Source organism: Dechloromonas sp. HYN0024 (genome assembly GCF_003441615.1).
Lineage (GTDB): Bacteria > Pseudomonadota > Gammaproteobacteria > Burkholderiales > Rhodocyclaceae > Azonexus.
The window spans coordinates 2598655-2619773 of the sequence record NZ_CP031842.1; the positions used below are offsets into that span (position 1 = coordinate 2598655).

The 21119-nt window shown below is 60.4% G+C and carries 18 protein-coding genes and 1 pseudogene; 14 read left to right on the top strand and 5 right to left on the bottom strand.

Annotation, left to right across the window (positions count from 1 at the left end; all coding sequences use genetic code 11):
* Positions 1–4: 4 nt before the first annotated feature.
* The 6 genes from HYN24_RS12455 to HYN24_RS12480 all read left to right on the top strand — a co-directional run bounded on the left by HYN24_RS12455 (position 5) and on the right by HYN24_RS12480 (position 5536).
* Positions 5–1204 carry a type II secretion system F family protein gene (locus HYN24_RS12455; RefSeq protein WP_117609547.1) on the top strand — a complete coding sequence of 400 codons (1200 nt, stop codon included), beginning with the start codon at positions 5–7 and terminating at the stop codon, positions 1202–1204.
* Entirely contained in the window at positions 1201–2736 is a 1536-nt protein-coding gene (locus tag HYN24_RS12460; protein WP_117609548.1) for a hypothetical protein, read from the top strand. Before HYN24_RS12455 ends, HYN24_RS12460 begins: the two co-directional genes overlap by 4 nt.
* Positions 2733–3335: a hypothetical protein gene (locus HYN24_RS12465; protein ID WP_117609549.1), complete on the top strand. Its 603-nt coding sequence runs from the start codon at positions 2733–2735 to the stop codon at positions 3333–3335. Before HYN24_RS12460 ends, HYN24_RS12465 begins: the two co-directional genes overlap by 4 nt.
* Entirely contained in the window at positions 3332–3700 is a 369-nt protein-coding gene (locus tag HYN24_RS12470) for a hypothetical protein (protein WP_162888729.1), read from the top strand. The genes HYN24_RS12465 and HYN24_RS12470 overlap by 4 nt, the downstream gene beginning before the upstream one ends.
* 200 nt (positions 3701–3900) lie before the next feature.
* Positions 3901–4236, top strand: coding sequence for a hypothetical protein (locus HYN24_RS12475; RefSeq protein ID WP_117609551.1), 336 nt, complete (start codon positions 3901–3903; stop codon positions 4234–4236).
* 25 nt (positions 4237–4261) lie between these two features.
* Positions 4262–5536: an adenylate/guanylate cyclase domain-containing protein gene (locus HYN24_RS12480; protein WP_117609552.1), complete on the top strand. Its 1275-nt coding sequence runs from the start codon at positions 4262–4264 to the stop codon at positions 5534–5536.
* On the opposite strand, the gene HYN24_RS12485 is transcribed toward HYN24_RS12480, so the two are convergent.
* Positions 5533–7215, bottom strand: a complete 1683-nt coding sequence (locus tag HYN24_RS12485) for a sensor histidine kinase (RefSeq protein WP_117609553.1) — start codon at positions 7213–7215, stop codon at positions 5533–5535. The genes HYN24_RS12480 and HYN24_RS12485 overlap by 4 nt on opposite strands.
* 129 nt (positions 7216–7344) lie before the next feature.
* On the opposite strand from HYN24_RS12485, the gene HYN24_RS12490 reads away from it, so the two are divergent.
* Positions 7345–8016 carry a prepilin-type N-terminal cleavage/methylation domain-containing protein gene (locus HYN24_RS12490; RefSeq protein WP_117609554.1) on the top strand — a complete coding sequence of 224 codons (672 nt, stop codon included), beginning with the start codon at positions 7345–7347 and terminating at the stop codon, positions 8014–8016.
* A 42-nt stretch (positions 8017–8058) separates the two neighbouring features.
* Here HYN24_RS12490 and HYN24_RS12495 read toward each other — a convergent pair whose 3' ends face one another.
* On the bottom strand, positions 8059–10053 hold the full coding sequence (locus HYN24_RS12495) for a monovalent cation:proton antiporter family protein (RefSeq protein WP_240327670.1): 1995 nt from the start codon (positions 10051–10053) through the stop codon (positions 8059–8061).
* A gap of 15 nt (positions 10054–10068) precedes the next feature.
* On the opposite strand from HYN24_RS12495, the gene HYN24_RS12500 reads away from it, so the two are divergent.
* The 7 genes and pseudogenes from HYN24_RS12500 (at position 10069) to HYN24_RS12530 (ending at position 15347) form a co-directional block, all read left to right on the top strand.
* Positions 10069–11067 carry an SIS domain-containing protein gene (locus tag HYN24_RS12500; protein ID WP_117609555.1) on the top strand — a complete coding sequence of 333 codons (999 nt, stop codon included), beginning with the start codon at positions 10069–10071 and terminating at the stop codon, positions 11065–11067.
* On the top strand, positions 11067–11594 hold the full coding sequence (locus HYN24_RS12505) for an HAD family hydrolase (protein WP_117609556.1): 528 nt from the start codon (positions 11067–11069) through the stop codon (positions 11592–11594). The genes HYN24_RS12500 and HYN24_RS12505 overlap by 1 nt, the downstream gene beginning before the upstream one ends.
* Entirely contained in the window at positions 11591–12172 is a 582-nt protein-coding gene (gene lptC, locus HYN24_RS12510) for an LPS export ABC transporter periplasmic protein LptC (protein WP_117609557.1), read from the top strand. The genes HYN24_RS12505 and lptC overlap by 4 nt, the downstream gene beginning before the upstream one ends.
* Entirely contained in the window at positions 12169–12765 is a 597-nt protein-coding gene (gene lptA, locus HYN24_RS12515; RefSeq protein WP_117609558.1) for a lipopolysaccharide transport periplasmic protein LptA, read from the top strand. The genes lptC and lptA overlap by 4 nt, the downstream gene beginning before the upstream one ends.
* Positions 12766–13003: 238 nt before the next feature.
* Positions 13004–13567 (top strand): phasin family protein, encoded by a 564-nt coding sequence (locus HYN24_RS12520; protein WP_117609559.1) that lies wholly within the window; start codon positions 13004–13006, stop codon positions 13565–13567.
* Between the two features lie 68 nt (positions 13568–13635).
* Positions 13636–14199 (top strand): phasin family protein, encoded by a 564-nt coding sequence (locus tag HYN24_RS12525; RefSeq protein ID WP_117609560.1) that lies wholly within the window; start codon positions 13636–13638, stop codon positions 14197–14199.
* 116 nt (positions 14200–14315) lie between these two features.
* Positions 14316–15347 (top strand): annotated as a pseudogene (locus HYN24_RS12530) (IS110 family transposase).
* Positions 15348–15629: 282 nt separating this feature from the next.
* Here HYN24_RS12530 and HYN24_RS12535 read toward each other — a convergent pair.
* The 3 genes from HYN24_RS12535 to hrpA are packed head-to-tail and all read right to left on the bottom strand — an operon-like array spanning position 15630 to position 21083.
* The gene (locus HYN24_RS12535; RefSeq protein WP_117609561.1) at positions 15630–16394 is read right to left on the bottom strand and encodes a molybdopterin-binding protein; all 765 of its coding nucleotides are present in this window, start codon (positions 16392–16394) and stop codon (positions 15630–15632) included.
* Entirely contained in the window at positions 16391–17125 is a 735-nt protein-coding gene (locus tag HYN24_RS12540; RefSeq protein ID WP_117609562.1) for an EI24 domain-containing protein, read from the bottom strand. The genes HYN24_RS12535 and HYN24_RS12540 overlap by 4 nt, the downstream gene beginning before the upstream one ends.
* Positions 17118–21083, bottom strand: a complete 3966-nt coding sequence (gene hrpA / locus HYN24_RS12545) for an ATP-dependent RNA helicase HrpA (protein WP_117609563.1) — start codon at positions 21081–21083, stop codon at positions 17118–17120. The genes HYN24_RS12540 and hrpA overlap by 8 nt, the downstream gene beginning before the upstream one ends.
* Positions 21084–21119 lie beyond the last annotated feature (36 nt).

Genomic DNA, 21119 nt, shown 5'->3' on the forward strand with positions numbered 1-21119 from the left:
CGGCATGCTTTTCGATTACAAGGCGGTCAGCGCAGAAGGGCGGATGACTTACGGCCGGATCGATGCGATCAATCTGACCGATCTTGAGATGCGCCTGCGGCGGATGAATCTCGACCTTATCAACGGTACGCCGATCACCCATCGCAGCCTGTTTGGGGCGCAGCGCGTACCGCGCCTTGAACTGATCAATTTCTGCTTTCACCTCGAACATCTGACCCGGGCCGGCGTCCCCATCCTCGAAGGGCTGACCGACCTGCGCGATTCGGTTGAGCACCCCCGCTTCCGCGAAGTCATGGCCGGCATGATCGAAAGCATCGAAGGCGGCCAGACCCTGTCGCATGCGATGGATACCCATCCCGAAATTTTCAGTCAGGTCTTCGTCAACCTCATCCGGGCCGGCGAGACCAGCGGCCAGTTGCCCGAGGTACTGGACAGCCTGACCGAGTCGCTGAAATGGGAGGACGAACTGGCCTCGCACACGAAGAAGCTGCTGATGTACCCGGCCTTTGTCGCGACTATCGTGCTCTCTGCCACCTTCTTCCTGATGATCTACATGGTGCCGCAGCTCAAGATGTTCGTGAAGAACATGGGGCAGGTGCTGCCGCCCCATACCAAGCTGCTGTTTTTCATCTCCGACCTGCTGGTTGCTTACTGGTATGTCTTCCTCGCCCTCCCGGTACTGGCCGTTGTGGTCGTGCAGGCGGCGCTGCGCAGCAATCCGCTGGTGCGCTTTCGCATGGATGAAATCAAGCTGCACCTGCCGGTCGTTGGCAGCATCCTGCAAAAGATCATTCTGGCCCGCTTTGCCAACACTTTTGCCATGCTTTACGCGTCCGGCATCCCGGTCCTCGAGTCGATCCGCACGACCCAGGCCATTGTCGGCAACCTGGTCATGCGCAAGGCGCTGGAGCGGGTCGAGCAGTCGATCCGCGAAGGACAGAATGTGGCCGGCGCCTTTCACGATGCCGGGCTCTTTCCACCCCTCGTCGTCCGCATGCTGCGCATTGGCGAAAGTACCGGTGGCCTGGACAAGGCACTGCTCAACGTCAGCTATTTTTACAACCGTGACGTCAAGGAAGCCGTCGGCAAGGCCCAGACACTGATCGAGCCGATGCTGACTCTTTTCATGGGCGCCCTGCTTGGCTGGATTATGCTGTCGGTCATCGGTCCCATTTACGACGTCATCAGCAAGATAAAAACGTGACCAGCCGCCTTCTCTATCTCAACACCCATCGCCTGTCGGCCTACGGCTGGCAGCAGGGCAGCCTGCGGGCCGAGGGCGTGTTCGACAACAACGACGATGGTCATCGCCAGTTTGCCGACTACCTGGGGCTGCATCACGGCAGCCAGTTCTCCCTGATCGCCAATGTCGCCGAAGAAGGTCATGCCCTCGAAACCATCCCTTTCGTCAGGGGCAGCGACCGGCAGGCACTGATTTCGCGCAAGATCGGCCAGCATTTTTTCAGCACATCGTTAACCACGGCGACCTCGCTGGGCTACGAGAAGACCCAGCGCAAAAATGAACAGCTCCTCCTTTCGGCCCTGACCAACCCGGCCCATTTCGAGCCGTGGCTGCATCGTATCGACGAAGCCGAAGTCTCCCTGGCCGGTATTTACACCATTGCCCAGCTGGGTGGCCAGTTGCTCAGGAAGCTGGGACAGAACTGTCATCGCTGCCTGCTGCTGACAGTTCAGGATCATTCGATCCGCGAAACCTATCTGGTCAACGGCCATCCCCATTTCTCGCGGATGGCACCGCTCACCGACAGCAGCATTGCCGGGATTGCCAGTGCCTTGGTTGCCGAATCCGGCAAACTGCACCAATACCTGATCGGCCAACGCCTGATCGGCCGCAGCGAAAGCCTGCCAACCTTTATCGTCGGCCACCCCCAGACCATCCCGGCCATCGATAGAGTCAGCACCGACAACGGCCCGCTCAAATTCACCCTGATCGACAGCCACGTCGCCGCCGCCAAGCTCAAATTGCAAACGCTGCCTGACGACAATCGCAGTGACCTGCTCTTTCTTCATCTGCTGGCCACCGCACCGCCAGAGCAGCAATTTGCCAGCGAAGCCCATCGCCACCACTTCCACCTGTCGCAAATTCGTCGCAGCCTGATCGCCACCGGCCTGATCGCCCTGCTCGGCGGCGTCCTGTTCGCCGCCAAGGAAACCTACGACGCCGAGAGCCTGCGCACCGAAACAAACGCCTTGCAGGCCAGCCAGGCCGATCTGACCCGGCGCTATCAGGAAATCTCGGCCACCTTCCCGCAACTCGATGTGGACAACGATACGCTGCGGCGAATGACCAACCGCTACAGCGAACTTCTCCGCCAGAAACGCCAGCCGGCCTCGAGCTTCGCCATGGTCAGCCATGTTCTCGATCGTATGCCGGCAATCGTGCTTGAGGGCATCGACTGGAAGAATGGCCAGGATGCCGGCCCCAACCGGGGTGCGGCCACCGCACCCGTCGCCGTCGTGGCCCGCCGAGGCGGGCCGGAGGTCACCACCGTGCGTGGCTCGATTCGCCTTGAGCGGGCGACCACCCGGCAAATACTCGCGGTCTTTGACCAGTTTGTCGAAGCCCTGCGCGCTGATCCGGCCAACACCATCAATATCCTGCAACGCCCCTTTGACATTGAATCAGGGCATACCCTGCGCAGCAGCGACGGGCAGGATGAAAGCGCCCAACCCCGACAGTTTGCCGTTGAAATCGTCAGGAGCAGCGCGCCATGAAGCTGACCAGCCGCGATTTTCCCAAACTGCTCGGTCCTCTGCTTGCCGCCCTGCTCATGTTCGTGGTCGCCGGCCTGCTCGCCTGGGCAAGCCAGGTCCAGGCCGGCAAGGCCGAACAGGAGCGCAAGGCTGCAACAGCAGCGAAAAACCAGATCGAGCAACGCCTGCGTCAGGTACGTACCGAAGAACAGGACATCAAGGAACGAACCCAACTCCTCCAGCGACTGCAGAACGCCGGCATCACCGGTGATGAAAAGCGGCTCGACTGGATAGAAACGCTGCGCGACATCCAGCGCGACCTGCGCATTCCCGGCATGAGTTACGAGTTCGGGGCCCAAGCCAGCCTGGACAAGACGGATGATGCCACCTACGCGTGGTACGCCAGTCCGCTGCGCATTCAGCTCCGCCTGCTGCACGAAGAGGATCTGCTCAACTTCCTCGCCCGCCTCGAAAAAGATGCCGCGGCCCTGGTTATCGTACGTAACTGCAAGCTTTTACCCTTGCCAGTCCAGACCGATGCCCGGCAAACGCCGGCCCAGCTTTCTGCCGAGTGCGAAATGCAGTGGCTGACGGCCCGCCGCATGAGCGACAGGAAATGATGCTCAGCCGATCACTCGCCCTTCTCCTGCTGGCCCTCGCCAATTCGCCGAGCATCGCCGACACCTCCACCCTCGGCCGTCTCTTCCTCGACCCGCAACAACGGGCCAGGCTTGATCTGCAGCGCCAGCACAACCCCCGCTTCCAGCCCGGAAGCGGCGAAGCGGAAGCCAGCCAGACCATCAATGGTGAAGTCCGCAGCAGCAACGGGCGTCGCATGCGCTGGATCAATGGGGAAGCCAACTGGGATAGCACCACGCCGGCCCGCACCCCGGTTGGCGACACATTCAATCCGGCCACCGGCGAGCAGGAGAGTCTGCTGCGGGGCGGCAGCATCCGCATCAAGCCGGGTGAGCGACGGCCGTAACTGGCGATGCCGGCGTTAGCCGAGCCAATGATTGCGTAGGCATAGTCTTTCTTGCCAAGGGAAGGGCACAACCAATACCGTAGCCGTACCACCTCCCCTCCCCATCCGCACCGACCTGATTATGCCATTGTCAATTTTATTCACCTCGAATTGAAAACTTAATTAGAATCGGGTGGCGTCCAAATTACTGGAGCCAACCGATGTCGGTCACACGTTTTCCAGCTATTTCCGAACGCAAATGCCGCCAGGGAAGCCATACCCGGTTCGGAATTTCTGACCCGCACCAGGCGCAGCAAGGGCATGCACTGCTCCTGCTTTTTCTCACCCTCGGCTTTGCCAGCACCCTGTTCCTGACAACCTGGAACAACCAACGGATTCATCTGGCACGGGAGCAAAAGACCGAGCAGTCGCTACTGCTGGCCAAGGAGGCATTGCTTGCCTACGCCCTGACCTACGGCGAGCTCCAGCGAACCAACGCCCTGCCTTTCGGCATATTGACCGGGGAGACGTCGACTGCCACACTGAGTTCCGAATAACTTTGTCGTAGCCAAGACACAATTCGTGAACCGCCCTCCCTTTCTTGTTGCCCTACGTACCGGTGGCGTCCGTCCCGAAGATGATGCCGAAACACGCCTGAAAAAGACATTGCTGGTTTTCGCCACCGGCCTCGTCAGCGCCGGATCGATGCTGTGGCTGTTCCTGTACGGGCAGATGGGGCCGCAGTTTTCGGCGACGGCCCCGCTGATTTTCCAATTGGCCGTTGTCGGCAACCTGCTGTATTACCTGCGCAGCGGCAATTTCGACCGCTTCCGTTATTCGCAGCTGGCGCTCTTTCTGTTTGCCCCGTTTGCCGTCCAGTGGAGCATCGGCAATTTCATCACGGCAAGCGGCACCAGCCTCTGGGGTTTGCTCGCGCCGATCGGTGCAGTCCTGTTCTTCGGCGTGCGTGAATCGCTGGCCTGGTTCATCGCCTACATTTTCCTCACTGCGCTTTCCGGATTTTTTGATTACTTCCTGGCCGACACCCTGGCCAGCAATGCGCCCAAGGTATCGACCCGGACCAGCGTATTCTTCTTTGCCCTCAACTTTGCCGCGATTTCCAGCATCGTTTACCTGCTTCTGCGCTACGCGGTGCAGGAAAAAGCCAAGGCCCAGGCCAGCCTGGAGGCCACCCACCGCTTGCTGCAAGATGAACAGGAACGCTCCGAACGCCTCCTGCTCAACATCCTGCCCGGCCCCATTGCCGAACGCCTGAAGCATGACAGCCAGACCATCGCTGACGGCTTTGCCGACGTCACGGTGATGTTTGTCGACATCGTCAATTTCACCCGGATCGCCGAAAAAATGACGCCGCAGCAGGTTTTTGCCATGCTCAACCGGATCTTTTCATCCTTCGATGAACTGGCCGAACACCACGCCACCGAGAAGATCAAGACCATCGGTGATGCCTACATGGTGGCGGGCGGCCTCAACAACGAGCAAAGCAACTACACCCAGTCGATCGCCGAACTGGCCGTCGCCATGCGCGACTTGTTGCATCGCGACTTCACGGTAAACGACATGCATCTCGATGTCCGCATCGGGATCGGTACCGGACCGGTGGTAGCAGGCGTCGTCGGCAAAAAGAAATTCATCTACGATCTGTGGGGCGACACCGTCAATCTGGCCAGCCGGATCACCAGCGAAGGAACGCCGGGCATGATCCACGTCGACGAAACCACCTATCAGCGACTAGCCGAGCACTTTTGCTTCGACCAGCCCAAGGTTTTGCACCTCAAGGGCAAGGGCGATACCGTGGTCTATCGACTGGACCGCTTGCGGGAAGCCAACCCCTAACGTCGAGGCGACAAGGAAAAGGCGACGCAGCCCGGCCGATTGTCGGACAGCGCCAGCAGATAGCCCGCCCCTTCAGCCTGCTGGGCAGCGTGATACAGACCGATGCCCAGGCCATCCTCCGACGCCACCGGCTCACGGAACAAGGCACAGGACAACGAAGGGGCCACGGCAGAGCCGTCGTCCGACACGATCAGGCATCCATCGGCAAAGCGCACACTGATGGTCAGCCCCGGCTGGCGCTGACGCTTGGCCAGTGCATTCTGCAAGAGGTTCTCGGCAACGCTGTCGAACAAGGCTCCAGGCAAGGTCTCGCCCGCTGTGGGTTCGCCCAGCCAGACCACCGGCAAATGTTCGTAGCGCTCCTTGAAGGCACGCCACCATACGGCAGCCGCCCCTAACTGAAGGCGCTCCGTGTCGGGGGACTGCAATTTATCCAGCGTCGCCTTCAGGCGATCGGTAATCTGCGGCAACTGACGGCCAAGCAAGGCCGCCACCTCGGCCGGATCGCCCGGCTGGTTGGCGGCATAGCACAGTACCTGCAAGGACTGCAGGAGATTCTTCACATCGTGGGTCACCCGCGCCCCGGTTTCGTAAATGGCCTGGACATAGCCCATGCGCTGCAACCGATGGGTATGCGCCTTGACCAGATAAAACTCGACTGCCAGGCGCAGCAGCCACTCGACATGCCAGTCCATGGCCGGTGACGGCGCCTGGCGAAAGTGGACCGACAGCGAAATCTCGTTGGCCTGACACGTATGCCCGTACCCTGTCTGGGTACCAGACAAGCCCAGACGCGGCCCGGCCGTCCACGAGACTCCGACGACCCAGGGAATTTCCTGCAGGCGCCCGATAATCGCATCGAGAAACAGCACCGGATCGGCGTGCCGCTCGCTCTCCTCGGCCAGTCTGGCCAGCCACTCCTCAAGCGGCATCCCGGCGGACATCATGTAACGCGAAATCGCCGCGCCGATACCGGCAAATCCACTATGTGGATTCCATGCCCAGGCAACGACCAGCAAGGCCCCCGCAACAGCGAGTGAGGTTTTGAACAGCGCCTCGACATAACCAGCGCCAGCCAACAGCATGTAGGCTAGGGCGCCCAGGATAAAGACAGCAAGGATCAGAAAAACCATCACGCCATAGAACAGGTCAAAGGCCTGGGCGGCCTTTCGCTGCCGTGCCTCGGCCGGAAATAGCAGGAGAAACGGCAGCACCAGAGGCATGAAGCGGGCGAAAACGCTGCGCAGTAGGGGATCAAGTGCCACCACCGGAGAAATCTCCGGGACCGCCCCAAGAACGATGACACAGATCAGATAACCGAAGGCCAGAAGGTAGCCCAAGCGCTCCCGACGCCGCTCGGTCCCCAGCACCCGACCGCCAATCGCGGCCGCCAGAGCGCCACACCAGACCAGCAGCAACCACGGCCCAAGCAGCAGGGTCGACGTCAATACCAGTGCGAACAAGACCCCGCCCTGACGGAATTCGATGCGCTGCTCGCCGATCACAAAGGGTTGCCAGATCAGGAAAAGGCCGAGCGCCACCACCCACAGCAGGCGAACAGCCGGAATTTGCCAGCCGCCAAAAGCCAGGGTGTGCAACATGAACAAATGCGCAGCCAGGAGAAAATGCGGCCACACGGCCAGGCGGCGTGCCGTCAAACTGACGATTCCAATGTTCATATATCAGACACCCTGTCCATATTTCGACACCCCACAGCCAGTTCTTGTCAGAAAATTGTCAGATCTACGCCCAAACGCATAGGCACAAAATTTGCGTATGGTTAAGCAAAATATCAAACGGAGCATGCCATGAATTCCCGCCAAAAGGGCTTCACCCTTGTCGAAATCGCCATCGTCCTGGTCATTATCGGGCTGTTGCTCGGTGGTGTTCTGAAGGGACAGGAGTTGATCAATAGCGCGAAGGTCAAGAACTTCGCCAACGATTTCAGAAATATTCCGCTGTTCATCTACGGCTACCAGGACAAGTTCAAGGCCCTGCCCGGTGATGACCTGAATGTTGCCACCAACGTCACTGGCGCAACGCTAGCCACGACACCCGCCGCCTCTCAAGGCAATGGTGTCATTGATGGCAACTGGGATACGGCGCTGGTAACCGACGAATCCATGCTGTTCTGGCAGCATGCCCGTCTGGCCGGCTTGGCCAGCGGCGGCACCGTTGTCGCGAACAACAACACTTACTGGCCAACCAATGCCGACGGTGGCCGTATCGGCATCGAAAGCGGCAGTGCTCATTTCATCAAGAACACCGATAACGCGACCTTCCTTCAAGGCTCCTATGTCGTTTGCTCGCAAGGCATCCTCGGCAAATTCGCCAAGCAACTCGACACCACCATGGATGATGGCAATACCGACTCCGGTTCGATGCGGGTCGTTGCACTTAATCACACGCGGGGTAATGTCGCGCTGGCGCGAGCCAATGTGGATGATGCGACCAGCTACATCGTGTGCATGGGTTTGTAAGTCAAAGCTGCCCCCTCTCAAAGCCCGCTTCGGCGGGCTTTTTCATTTCTGGAGCAGGCGATCCTCGGCGGCAGTGACCGCCTCCGGCAAGCCAAGGACAACCACGACGTCGCCCTCTTCCAGGCGCGTCTCCGGGGCCGGCTCCATGGCCCGGATGCCACGACGGCGAACCGCGCTGACCTCGCAGCCCAGTTCATCGAGATTGAGATCATCCAGCGTCCGTCCGATGGCCGCCGCACCAGAGGCGAGAAGAACGGAGTGAAGGCGCGGCTGGTGCTCGTCCTCTTCATCGTGGTCGCGGTCGGTCATGCCCCGATAGAAACCGCGCAGCAGACTGTAGCGCTGGGAGCGCGTCTGGCGGATGCGCTTGAGGACGCGGTTGATCGGCACGCCGACCAGGACCAGCGCATGCGAGGCGAGCATCAGGGCGGCCTCCAGCGCCTCGGGAACAACCTCGGCAGCACCGGCGCGGGACAGACGCTCCATGTCGCGCTCGTCGACCGTACGAACGACGACCGGTAGATCCGGGCGCAATTCCTGAACGTGATGGAGGACTTTTTCGGCCAATAGCGTGTCGCTGACCGTGACGATAACGACGCTGGCCCGCATCAGCCCGGCCGCAATCAGCGTTTCCTTTCTGCCGACATCGCCATAGACGACGTTTTCGCCACCCGCCGCCGCTTCACGGACGCGATCCGGGTCAATATCAAGCGCCACGTAATTGATGTCTTCCTGGGCCAGAAACCGGGCGAGATATTGTCCGTTTCGGCCAAAACCACAAAGGATGGCGTGCTTCTCAGAGCCCATCGACTGGGCGGCGATCCGCGTCAGTTGCATCGAGCGCATCATCCATTCGCTGGCGACGAAACGGACGACGATGCGTTCGCTATATTGAACAATGAATGGTGCAATGAGCATCGACAGGACCAGTACGGTCAGGGCGACCTGCTGAATTTCCCGAGGCAGATGAATGATTTCGCCGAGCAGCACGAAGCCGAATTCGCCGCCGGCGCACAACCAGAGTCCGGCGCGGATGGCATTGCCGGGACTGGAGCCGAGACGCCACGAAAGGAGACCGACAATCAAGGCCTTGATCAGCAGCAAGGCGACCAGCGCCAGCAGGATCTGCCACCACAGACCGACCAGCAGGTGCACATCGAGCTTGACCCCGATGGTCACGAAGAAGAGCCCCATCAGCACATCGCGGAAGGACTTGATGTCCTCTTCCACCTGCAGCTTGTATTCGGTTTCCGAAATCAGCATGCCGGCCACGAAGGCCCCGAGGGCCAGCGACAGGCCGGCCAGTTCGGTGATGGTGGCCAGCCCGAGCGTAATCAGCAGCACGTTGAGGACGAACACTTCGGACGATTTGGCGCGGGCCACGAAGTGGAACCACTTGCGCATCAGCCGCTGGCCAAAAACGAGAATCACCGCCAGCACGATCACCGCCTTCAATAGGGCGACGCCGAGCAGCATCGCCAGCTTTTCCGGCGGCTGGGTCAGCGAGGGAATGATCACCAGCAGCGGCACCACGGCCAGATCCTGGAAGAGCAGCACACCCATGATTTCTCGCCCGTGAGGCGAATCGAGTTGCTGCCGCTCGACCAGCAACTTGGTCAGCACCGCCGTTGACGACATGGCGAAAACACCGCCCAGCGCGATACCGAATTGCCAGCTGATACCAAAGAGCATGATCAGCCCGGCGATCAGCGTCATGCTCAGCACCACCTGCAACATACCGAGACCGAAAACGATGCGCTTCATGGCGTACAGCTTGGGCAGCGAGAACTCGAGGCCAATCGAGAACATCAGGAAGACAACCCCGAATTCGGCCAGATATTCGGCCCGATGCACGTCGTTCATGAGATTGAGCGCATGCGGCCCGATCACGCTGCCGACGAACAGATAGGCCAGCACGGGCGGCAGATTGAAACGCCGAAAGACCACCACGGCCATCACCGAAGCGCCAAGCAAAAGGAGGACGAGGGAGAGTGCGCTCAAGGCCGTGTCTGAAGTCAGGTATACTTCGGGCATCATAACCTTAGCCAGCCCATGAACCCAAGCCAATCTACCGCCCGCTTCTCGCCGGAACGCGCTCTGGAACTGGGCCGTCAGACCCTGAGCATTGAAGCGGCTGCGGTCCTCGCGCTAAAAGACCGGATTAACGAAGATTTTTCGCGCGCCGTCGAGCTGATCCTCAACTGCCATGGCCGCCTAATCGTCAGCGGCATGGGAAAATCCGGCCACATTGCCCGCAAGATCGCCGCCACCATGGCCAGCACCGGCACCCCGGCTTATTTTGTCCATCCTGCCGAAGCCAGTCATGGCGATCTCGGCATGATCACCCGCGACGACGTCCTGCTCGCCCTTTCCAACTCCGGCGAATCCGGCGAGTTGCTGAGCATCCTGCCTGCCCTCAAGCGTCAGGGTGCCAAGATCATTTCGATGACTGGCGCCCCGACCTCGACCCTGGCCCGCGAAGCAGACGTGCACCTCGATGCCGGCGTCAGCCAGGAAGCCTGTCCGCACAACCTGGCACCGACCGCCAGTACGACAGCGGCGCTGGCCCTTGGCGATGCGCTCGCTGTCGCCCTGCTCGACGCGCGCGGCTTTGGCCCTGAGGATTTCGCCCGCTCCCACCCCGGTGGCTCGCTCGGTCGCCGCCTGCTCACCCACGTCCGCGACGTCATGCGCGCCGACGACCGGGTGCCGGCAGTCGCCCCGACCACCCCGATCACCGATGCGATCATCGCCATGTCGCGCGGCGGCCTCGGCCTGGTCGCCATCACCGACCCGGCCAATGTCGTCCTCGGCATCTTCACCGATGGTGACCTGCGCCGCGCCTTCGAAAAGCGTATCGATCTGCAGTCGGGGGACATCGCCTCGGTCATGCATGCCGCGCCGCGCACCATCGGCCCCGAGCGCCTCGCCGTCGAAGCTGTCGAAATGATGGAACGCTTGCGCATCAACGCCCTGCTCGTCGTCGATGCCGACAATCACCTGATCGGTGCCCTCAACATGCACGACCTCTTCACCGCCAAGGTCATCTGATGGACAACCAAACCCGCGCTGCCCGCATCAAGCTCGTCGCCTTCGACATCGACGGCGTGATGACCGATGGCGGCCTGCATTACACCGACGACGGACACGAACTGAAAACCTTCAACGTCCAGGACGGCCTCGGCGTCGTCCTGCTCCGGCGCGCCGGCATCGACGTCGCCATCATCACCGGCCGCACCTCCCATGTCGTCTCCTGCCGCGCCCGCGACCTCGGCGTCGAGCATGTGTTCCACGGCGTCGGCGACAAGGGGTCGGTCTCCGCCGGCCTGCTCGAAAAACTCGGCCTGCAGTGGGATGAACTGGCTTTCATGGGCGATGACCTGATCGACCTGCCGGCCATGACCCGCTGTGGTTTCGCCATCGCCCCCGCCAATGCCCGCCCCATCGTCAAGCAACATGCTCACATGGTTACCGAGGCGGGCGGCGGCAAGGGTGCCGTGCGTGAAGCCATCGAATTCATCCTGACCGCCCAGGGCAAGCTCGATGCGGCTTTCGCCCCCTACCTCGGCGCATCATGAAGCACTGGCCCAGCCACGTCTTTCCGGTCATCGTCCTGGCCATCCTGGCCGGGCTCAGCTTCTGGCTGCAAAGTACCGTTGACCGTGGCGAAACGAGGAACGATGGCAAGTTCCGTCACGACCCGGATGCCATTGCCGAGAATTTCGAAGTACGCCGTTTCGACGAACAGGGTCACATCAGGTATCGGCTGACCGGCCCCTACCTCGTGCACTATCCGGACGACGATACCTCCGAACTCAAAACGCCCATCCTCACCAGCTACCGCACCGATGGCTCACAGATCAACGTTACCGGTGAGCATGCCAGGGTGACTGCCAAGGGCGAAACGGTCTTTCTCTGGGACAATGTAGTGATTACCCGGCCAGCCACCGCCGACCGCCAGGCAATGGTCGCCCGCATGCCTGACCTGACCGCCCAACCCGAAGCCGGCCTCGCCTTTACCGGCAGCCCGGTTGAAATCAACCAGGGACAATCCTGGATCAAGGGCATCGGCATGGATCTTGACAACAACACCTCCACCCTCGTCCTGCATGCGCAGGCGCGCGGGGTATACATTCGACCCAGGGCCGCGCCATGAAAATCACAATTGCCACGCTCACCCTCTTCCTCCTGATCAGCCTGACCGCGCACGCCGAGCGGGCCGACCGCGACAAGCCAATGCTGCTTGAGGCGAATCGCGCCTCGATTGACGACGCCAAGAAAATCCAGATTCTCGAAGGCGACGTCCTGATCACCAAAGGCACGATGAGCCTCAAGGCCGACCGCGTCGTCATCACCGAAGACCAGTACGGCTTCCAGAAAGGCACCGCCTTCGGCGGCAAGAACGGGCTCGCCCACTTCCGCCAGAAACGCGAAGGCAAGGAGGAATACATCGAGGGCGAAGGCGAACGCATCGAGTACAACACCAACAGTGAAATCCTCGAACTGTTCCATCGCGCCTGGGTCAAGAACGGCGAAGACCTGGTCCGGGGCGATTACATCTGGTACGACGCGATCAGCGAAAAATATCTCGTCACCGCCGGCGACAGCCGCGACCCGAAGGCCCCCCCGGCCCGTGTCCGCGCCGTCATTCAGCCCAAAAACAAGGACAGTGAACCGAAGCCTGCTCCCCGTGGCGGCGCCCTTGAACTCAAAGGTACCGCCAACCTCGGATCGCCAAACGCACAATAGCAGTGCATCGCGACTCGCGCAGCCTGTAAACCCGCGCCTTTACAGGGCCGGCCAAGGCACCTCAAGCCCATGATTTTCATGGGCTTATTTATTATTGTGCACCGCACAAAAATAATGTTGACAATACAACAATGTCCCCTATAATTAAGGCCATGGTGCAGTGCAACATCGCCTCATGGGATAGCGCTGCTACGGTTCAAGACTGTTCTGCATAACCTTTTAATTCTGGAGATAACCCATGACTTTCAACTTCACCACCCCCGAGCAATTCGCCTCCGCCAACAAGGCTACCGTTGATTCCCTGCTGTCGCTGGCCAACACCGCCCTGGCTTCGGCCGAGCGCATCGCCGCCCTGAACCTCAACACCGCCCGTTCGCTGGTTGAAGACTCTGTCTCCGGCGCCAAGGCCCTGATGGGTGCCAAGGACGTTCAGGAAGCCCTGTCCATCCAGGCTTCGCTGGCCCAGCCGAATGTCGAAAAGGCCGTTGCCTACTCGCGTTCCGTGTATGAAATCTCGGCCCAGACCCAGGAAGAACTGTCGAAGATGGTCGAAGGCCAGTTCGGCGACTTCCAGAAGACTGTTGCCGGCCTGCTCGACAAGGCTGCCAAGTCTGCTCCGGCTGGTTCTGATGTTGCCGTTGCTGCCGTCAAGTCGGCCATTGCTGCCGCCACCTCGGCTTTCGACAACATGAACAAGGCTGCCAAGCAGGTTGCTGAAATCACCGAAGCCAACGTCGCTGCCGCGACCAACGCCACGGTCAAGGCTGTCGGCGCCACCGCCGCCGCTTCCAAGAAGAAGTAATTTGCCTGTAACCCCCGCCTCGGCGGGGGTTTTTGCTTGTCCGCACCACTAAAACCAAGGAGATGACAATGAGCAACCCGAATTTTGAACAACTGACCGCCGCCCAAAAAGCCAACGCCGAAGTCATGACGACCCTGCTGCGCACCGCCTTCAACGGCGTCGAGCGCCTGACCGCCCTGAACATGGCCGCTTCCCGCGAATTCTTCAACAACACCATGGCCGGCACCCAGCAACTGCTGAGCGCCAAGGATGCCAATGCTGTTGCCAAGCTGAACACCGAACTGGCCCAGCCGAACGCCGCCAAGTGGATGGACTACTCGCGTAGCGTCTACGAACTGGTTTCCGAAATGCAGAAGGAAGTCACTTCGGTCATGGAAGCCCAGTACAGCACCTTCACCAAGAACGCCACCAGCGCCGTCGACAAGGCCAAGTCCTCCGCACCGGTCGGTGGTGACGTCTTCGCCGCCACCATGCAGTCCATGCTGAACGCCTCGACCAAGGCTTTCGACAACATGACCGGCATGGCCAAGCAACTGTCCGACATCGCTGAAGCCAACATGGCTGCCGCCGGCAAGGTTGCCGCCCCGGCCAAGAGCGCCACGGCTGCTGCTGCCAAGAAGGCTGCCAAGTAATCCCAGCCCGGTATTGACAAAAAACCCGCGAATATCGCGGGTTGTAATGAGATGGTCAGCCCGATCCCCACCAGCGGTAAGCTGAGTGGGGATTTTTCCTTTTGGAGGCCATCATCATGAACACGGTTACCATCATTGGCATTGATCTTGGTAAGCATTGCTTTCATTTGCATGGGCAAGATGCGCAAGGTCGCATGGTATTTCGTAAGAAACTCTCGCGTAGCCAGATGTTGACGCAGCCGTCCAATTTTCCGGTTTGTCGCGTTGTGATGGAAGCGTGTGCTGGAGCGCACTGGATTGCTCGGCGCTTATCGGCGATGGGCCACGAGGCGAAATTGATTTCGCCGCAGTTTGTAAAGCCATTCGTCCAAGGCAACAAGAATGACTTTGCCGATGCGCAGGCCATCTGCGAAGCGGCGAGCCGACCGAACATGCGCTTTGTGAGTCCGCGCAATGAAAGCCAGCAGACCATCTCAGCCACGCATCGCGTACGTGAGGCGCTGGTGCGTGACCGGACGTCCACGACTAACCAGATCCACGCCTTCTTGCTGGAATTCGGGATCAGCCTACCCAAAGGGCCGGCCATCATCAAACGCTTGCCAGCCGTGCTGGCCGAGCATGAAGTGGCACTGCCACCTCGCCTGATTGCTGTCATCGAGCGTCTGCGTGCGCATTTCAAATATCTGGATGAACAGATCAAAGCGGTCGAGAGCGAATTGTCTCAACAACTGGCCGAAGACGAGCGCAGCCAACGCTTATTGGAGATTCCTGGTATTGGGCCGATCACCGCGAGTGTTCTGGCGGTCGAATTGGGCGATGCCCATCAATTTGCCAATGCTCGCCAGTTCGCTGCCTCCATCGGTCTGGTGCCCCGTCAGTACAGCACTGGGGGCAAACCGACCTTGCTCGGCATTAGCAAACGGGGCGACAAGAATTTGCGACGATTGCTCGTCCAGGGGGCGCGCACCATCATGCAACGTATTCAGACAAGAAGCGATGGGCTCGGTGAATGGGTACGGGACATGCTGTGCCGACGGCACTCGAATGTCGTGGCCTAGGCGCTGGCCAACAAAATGGCGAGGATCGCCTGGGCCATCCTCGCCAAAGGAACACACTATCAACCCCGTTCGCTGGCTGCCACCATCTGACGGAACGCTTCACCCTTTTGTAACCCACCTGGTTTTGCGACGGTAGATCACGTGATGAACTAAACGGCACAACGGCCTGGCAAAGAACCTGACAATAAAAACAGCGATCACACGCTGAGGGTTTATTGAGGATTGCCAGGCGCGGCTCTCATCGTGGCACGGGGAATTACTTCCCCAATTTGATGCCGGATAGATTTGCGCAAGCCAACTTTAGTTTAAAACAAAATCTGCCTTGCAAAAATCGGGCTGACCATAGATTTTACGTCCATCAATTCGCCAGGATCAGGGCCGCCAGACCCAGTGGATGCCGCGCCTCTCAACCTCGACACGGATTTCTTCCATCGCCAGATCAACCAGTTCCGGCGCCCCTTCGACGCCCAGCTCCAGATGCTTGCGCTCCTTGCCGACCAGCGAGGGCAGCGAGAACAGGCGCAGCGTCGGGTAATCGGCCACGATGCGTTCCATGAGGTCGAGCAGGGCACTTTCGTAAGCCGTCGGGCCAGTCAACAGAAAAGCCTTCTCGACCATGCCACCGACCGCCTTGAACTGATCCCGATAAAACGTATCAAGCGCCCACTCGATCATCGGATGCGCCATTTGCGGAAAGCCCGGCACAAAATAGTGATCGTTGGCCATGAAGCCTGGAATGCGGTTGAAGGGATTGGGAATGATCTGCACCCCGGCCGGGAAAGTCACCAGCAACTTGCGCTTGTCGGTGATTTCCTCGCCGGCAAACCGGACCTTCAATTCCTCGAAGCCTTCCGGATGCAGCGCCAGATCGACCCCCAGCGTCGCCGCTACGGCCTGCCGGGTATGGTCGTCCGGCGTATTGCCGATACCGCCGCAGGAGAACACCACGTCGCCTGCCGCCATTGTCCGCCGGAAGGTGGCGGCCAAGCGTTCGCGGTCGTCGCCGAGATACTCCACCCAACTCAGGCGCAGACCGCGCGCCCCGAGCAGTTCGGCGATTTTGGCGAAATGTTTGTCCTGCCGCTTGCCCGACAGAATCTCGTCGCCGATGATGACAGCGCCAAAGGTACGGCTCATATGCGTTCCCCCTCAATGGTAACAACGGCCCCGCCGCGCGCCTGCCGCAGCGCCTCCAGCCCATAGTGAACGAAGGATAACGCAGCCAGCGCCGGCACCAGCAGACCAAGCAACGGAATGTGGGCAAGCAGTGCCATGGTCAGGCCAAGCATGAATAGCGGCGTTTTCTGACGGGTGCGAACTTCCTGCCACTCACCTGCGGTGGCATGCATGGACAGCGCATCGTAGGCGAAAGTCCGGCGGTTCAGCCAGCCCATCAGGACCAACGGCAAGATCAGCGAAAAGCCGGGGATCAGCCACAAGGGAATGGTCAGCAACCAGCCGGCAATGAACAACAGCGTCGCCCAGACACTATTACCGGCCGCCGCGACAAAACTGTCCCGGCCCATGGCGGCAACGTCTCGATACTCAGTTTCCGACAGATGCTTGAGCATCAGCGGCATGATGACAATGGCCGCGAACAGCGAGGCCCCCAGGTAAGCGACGGCGAAAATCGCCATCCAGCCGCCCAGGTAGGCAAGGATATGGGCCAGCCAGACCAGTCCCCAGCCGACCAACAGGGTCATCGGCGGGTAGTCCAGCATCTGCTGGACAATGGCACCGAGCGCCCAGATCGCCAGACCGATGGTGAGCAACAGGGAAAACAGCGCCGGGGTCAGGACATACAACCAGACCCGGCCGCTTCTCAGGTTGGCGAAGGTTCTCGCCAGCGCCAGCATGACTTCAGCCATTCTTGATCCCTTCCCATTGTTTCTGCAGACGCTTGGTCGACACCGGCACCGGCGTCCTCAGTTCCTGAGCGAACAACCCGACACGCAACTCTTCGAGCAACCAGCGGAACTGCTCGACCTGCGGATCAAGCGCCCCGAGTTTGGCCAACTGGATGGCCCGGCGCTCATAGTTGGTCCACAGCGGCAGATATTCGGCCAACAACTGGGCATCGCGCGCCGGGTTGGCCTTGAGCTTGTCGAGGCGAACACCGATCCCCTTGAAGTAGCGCGGGTACTGCTGTAGCCGGTCGAACGGGGTGTCGATCAGGAAGTCTTTGCTCATCAGACGCTTCATTTGCGCCTCGATATCGCTGACTGCCGGACCATGCGCCTTGAAGGCCGGAAGCTTCTTGACCACCGCCTGCCATTCCGTCAGCACGGTCCCGACCATGCGGCAGACCTCCTGCATGATCAGCCCAAGCCGTGCCTTGCTGTCGCCACACCGGCTCTTGAAGGCATTCGGCGTAGTCGGCAGTGGCTCGGTCAGGCAGGCCCGTTCGAAAGTCAGGGCGACGATCTGCGCCTTGAGATCATCGGCGCTACCCAGTGCCATGTACTGCATGGCCATCTGGCTCAAGCCGGGGATGTTCTTGTCGAAATACTTCACCTGGTCGCGGAACTGCAACATGAACAGGCGCAGCAGGCCAGCCCGATGTTCGGCCGCTGCCTCCTCGGCCGAGTCGAAAACCTTGAGGCTGACGCTCTCGCCCTCGTCGGTCAGGGCCGGATAGCCGATCACCGTCTGCCCGGCCAGCGGCACTTCCATCAATTCCGGCAACTCGCCAAAAGTCCAGTCCGTCAGATTGGTGAATTCGGACGGCGTTTCATGCAACTCGGCGAACTCCTGCTTGGCCTCCCGCCCCCACTCGGCGCGTAAGGCGACCAGACTGCGGTTCATGTCGAGTTGCCGCCCATGCTCGTCGATCAACTTGTAGTTCATCGAGAAATGCAGAGGCAGCGCATCGGGCCGGAAGGAATCTGGCGTAACGGCCCAGCCGCGCGCATTCAGCCCACGCGCTTCGAGGATGTGTTCGATCAGCGGCCCGATCAGGCCCTGATTCATCTTCTTGTCGTTGCCGGCCACTGCCGCGATGAACTCCTCGACGAACTCGGGCACCGGCACGACTTTCGCCCGGATTTTCTGCGGCAGTGTCTTGATCAACTGCACCAGCTTTTCCTTGAGCAGGCCGGGCACCAGCCACTCCATGCGCAGGACCGGAATCTGGTTCAACTGCGCCAGCGGCAGAGTCAGGGTCACGCCATCGCGCGGCGAACCGGGCTCGAAGTGGTAACTCAGGGCGTAATCGACGCCGCCGACCTTGAGGTGATGCGGGAAAGCTTCCGTCGTCACACCTGCCGCCGAATGGCGCATCAGGTCGTCCTTTGACAGGAAGAGCAGCTTGGCGTTCTCGCGTTCGGCTTCCTTGCGCCAGTGATCGAAGGTCGCGCCGTTGTGGATGCCCTCGGGAATCAGCGAGTCGTAGAAGGCAAAGATCAGTTCGTCATCAACCAGTACATCCTGCCGCCGCTGCTTGTGTTCGAGATGTTCGATCTCGCGAATCAGTTTCTGGTTGTGCTGGAAGAAGGGCCAGCGTTTGGCGAACGCCTCATCAATTTCCTCACCGACCAGGCCCTGACGAATGAAAATTTCCCGCGCTTCGGTCGGTGCCAGCGGGCCGTAATGAATACGTCGCTTGGGGTTGATGACGACACCGTAAAGCGTCGTGCGCTCCCAACCCGAGACCTGCATGGACTTCTTTTCCCAGTGCGCATCGAAGTAGCTGCGCTTTATAAGGTGAGCACCCACTTTCTCCAGCCAGTCCGGTTCAATGCGGGCGACGCAGCGGCCGAAGAGGCGCGTCGTCTCGGTGATCTCGGCCGCCATGATCCACTTGCCAGCCTTCTTTTGCAGCGGCGACGAGGGGTGGATCAGGTAACGGATACCCCGCGCGCCAAGATAGAAACCCGACTCGTCGGCCTTGCAACCAAGATTGCCGAGCAAGCCGGCAAGCAGGGCCTGATGGATGGCGTCGTAGGTACCGGGCAGGTCGCTTTCCTTCCAGCCAAGTTCGGTCACCATCGCATGCAACTGTCCATGCACCTCGCGCCACTCGCGCAGACGGAGGTAGGACAGGAAATGCGCGTGGCAGGAATCGATCAGCTGCTTGTTCGACTTCTTGTGCTCGACGGCATTCTGGAACCAGTTCCAGAGCTTCCACCAGCCGAGGAATTCCGACTTCTCGTCGCCAAACAACTTATGTTTTTCGTCAGCCGCCTGCTGACGCTCCTGCGGACGTTCACGCGGGTCCTGCGCCGAGAGGCCGGCGGCGATGACCATCACTTCCTTCAGGCAACCGAGATCACGCGCCGCAACCAGCATGCGGCCAATGCGCGGATCGAGCGGTAATTTGGCCAGCGACGCGCCAATTGGCGTCAACACATTGTCGTCGTTGAGCGCGCCAAGCTCCTGCAGGAGCGCATAGCCGTCGGCAATCGCCTTGGCCGGCGGCGGCTCGATGAAGGGAAAGCTCTCGACATCGGTCAGGCGCAGCGACTTCATGCGCAGGATGACACCGGCCAGGCTGGAACGCAGGATTTCCGGATCGGTGAAAGGTGGCCGGGCGTTGAAATCAAGTTCGTCGTAGAGACGAATACAGACACCCGCCGCGACCCGGCCGCAACGCCCGGCCCGCTGGCGGGCTGCAGCCTGCGAGACTTTCTCGATCTGCAACTGCTCAACCTTGTTGCGGTAGGAGTAACGCTTGACGCGGGCCAGCCCGGTGTCGATCACATAGCGGATTCCCGGTACGGTGAGCGAGGTTTCCGCCACGTTGGTCGCCAGCACAATGCGCCGCTGGCCGCCCGAGGGCTTGAAAATACGGTCCTGATCACCAGCCGACAGGCGCGAAAACAGCGGCAGGATTTCCGGCGCATGCGCCGACGACAATCCCGGCCGAGCCAGCGCATGCTTGCGCAAAGCCTCCGCTGCCTCGCGGATTTCCCGCTCGCCGGGCAGAAAAACAAGAATGTCGCCACTGCCCAGCCGGGCCACCTCATCAGCCGCATCGACAATCGCGTCGTAGAGATCACGCTCGTCATCCTTCTTCTCGAGGTCCTCGACCGGCCGGTAACGCACCTCGACCGGGTAGAGCCGGCCGGACACTTCGATCACCGGCGCCGGCTTGCCGTGCTGGGCGAAATGCTGCGAAAAACGCTCGGCATCGATGGTCGCCGAGGTAATGATGACCTTGAGGTCGGGACGTTTGGCCAGCAACTGCTTCAAATAGCCGAGCAGGAAGTCAATGTTCAGGCTGCGCTCGTGCGCCTCGTCGATGATGATCGCCTCGTAGGCGTTCAAATAGGGATCAGACTGCGACTCGGCAAGCAGGATGCCGTCGGTCATCAGCTTGACCCAGCTCTCCGGGCTGGAGCGATCCTGGAAACGGATCTTGACGCCAACCCCTGCCCCAACCTGGGTCTTCAACTCCTGCGCCAGCCGTGTTGCCACCGAACGGGCGGCAAGCCGACGCGGCTGCGTGTGACCGATCAGACCGCGTGCGCCAAGACCGAGATCAAGACAAATCTTCGGTAACTGGGTGGTCTTGCCCGAGCCGGTTTCACCGCAGACGATCACCACCTGATGTTTCGTGATCAATTCAGCAATATCGCCGCGCCGCTCATTGACCGGCAGATCGCTCTGGAATTCGGGCTTCGGCAGGCGGGCGCGGCGCTCCGCTACGGCAGCCTGGGAGCGGGCGAGCAAGGCGGCCAGATCGGCCTGAACCTTCTCTTTTTTGTGGTCTGCCGACTGCCGCAGATCGCGAGCCAGCGTACTCAATCGCCGGGCATCGGCAGTCAGAACATCAGGAGGAAGGTCGGTACGCCGCGACCGGGTGTTGTTTGCTGGGTGTTGAGCCATGGGGCCGAATTATATTCCGTGCGCGCTAGGTCCCCA

Coding starts and splice junctions, on each gene's coding strand:
- HYN24_RS12490 (WP_117609554.1), top strand. CDS start 7,345: ATGAATTCCCGCCAAAAGGGCTTCACCCTTGTCGAAATCGCCATCGTC.
- HYN24_RS12470 (WP_162888729.1), top strand. CDS start 3,332: ATGATGCTCAGCCGATCACTCGCCCTTCTCCTGCTGGCCCTCGCCAAT.
- HYN24_RS12465 (WP_117609549.1), top strand. CDS start 2,733: ATGAAGCTGACCAGCCGCGATTTTCCCAAACTGCTCGGTCCTCTGCTT.
- HYN24_RS12485 (WP_117609553.1), bottom strand. CDS start 7,215: ATGAACATTGGAATCGTCAGTTTGACGGCACGCCGCCTGGCCGTGTGG.
- HYN24_RS12455 (WP_117609547.1), top strand. CDS start 5: ATGCTTTTCGATTACAAGGCGGTCAGCGCAGAAGGGCGGATGACTTAC.
- HYN24_RS12500 (WP_117609555.1), top strand. CDS start 10,069: ATGAACCCAAGCCAATCTACCGCCCGCTTCTCGCCGGAACGCGCTCTG.
- HYN24_RS12495 (WP_240327670.1), bottom strand. CDS start 10,053: ATGATGCCCGAAGTATACCTGACTTCAGACACGGCCTTGAGCGCACTC.
- HYN24_RS12540 (WP_117609562.1), bottom strand. CDS start 17,125: ATGGCTGAAGTCATGCTGGCGCTGGCGAGAACCTTCGCCAACCTGAGA.
- HYN24_RS12520 (WP_117609559.1), top strand. CDS start 13,004: ATGACTTTCAACTTCACCACCCCCGAGCAATTCGCCTCCGCCAACAAG.
- HYN24_RS12535 (WP_117609561.1), bottom strand. CDS start 16,394: ATGAGCCGTACCTTTGGCGCTGTCATCATCGGCGACGAGATTCTGTCG.
- HYN24_RS12475 (WP_117609551.1), top strand. CDS start 3,901: ATGTCGGTCACACGTTTTCCAGCTATTTCCGAACGCAAATGCCGCCAG.
- HYN24_RS12505 (WP_117609556.1), top strand. CDS start 11,067: ATGGACAACCAAACCCGCGCTGCCCGCATCAAGCTCGTCGCCTTCGAC.
- lptC (WP_117609557.1), top strand. CDS start 11,591: ATGAAGCACTGGCCCAGCCACGTCTTTCCGGTCATCGTCCTGGCCATC.
- hrpA (WP_117609563.1), bottom strand. CDS start 21,083: ATGGCTCAACACCCAGCAAACAACACCCGGTCGCGGCGTACCGACCTT.
- HYN24_RS12525 (WP_117609560.1), top strand. CDS start 13,636: ATGAGCAACCCGAATTTTGAACAACTGACCGCCGCCCAAAAAGCCAAC.
- lptA (WP_117609558.1), top strand. CDS start 12,169: ATGAAAATCACAATTGCCACGCTCACCCTCTTCCTCCTGATCAGCCTG.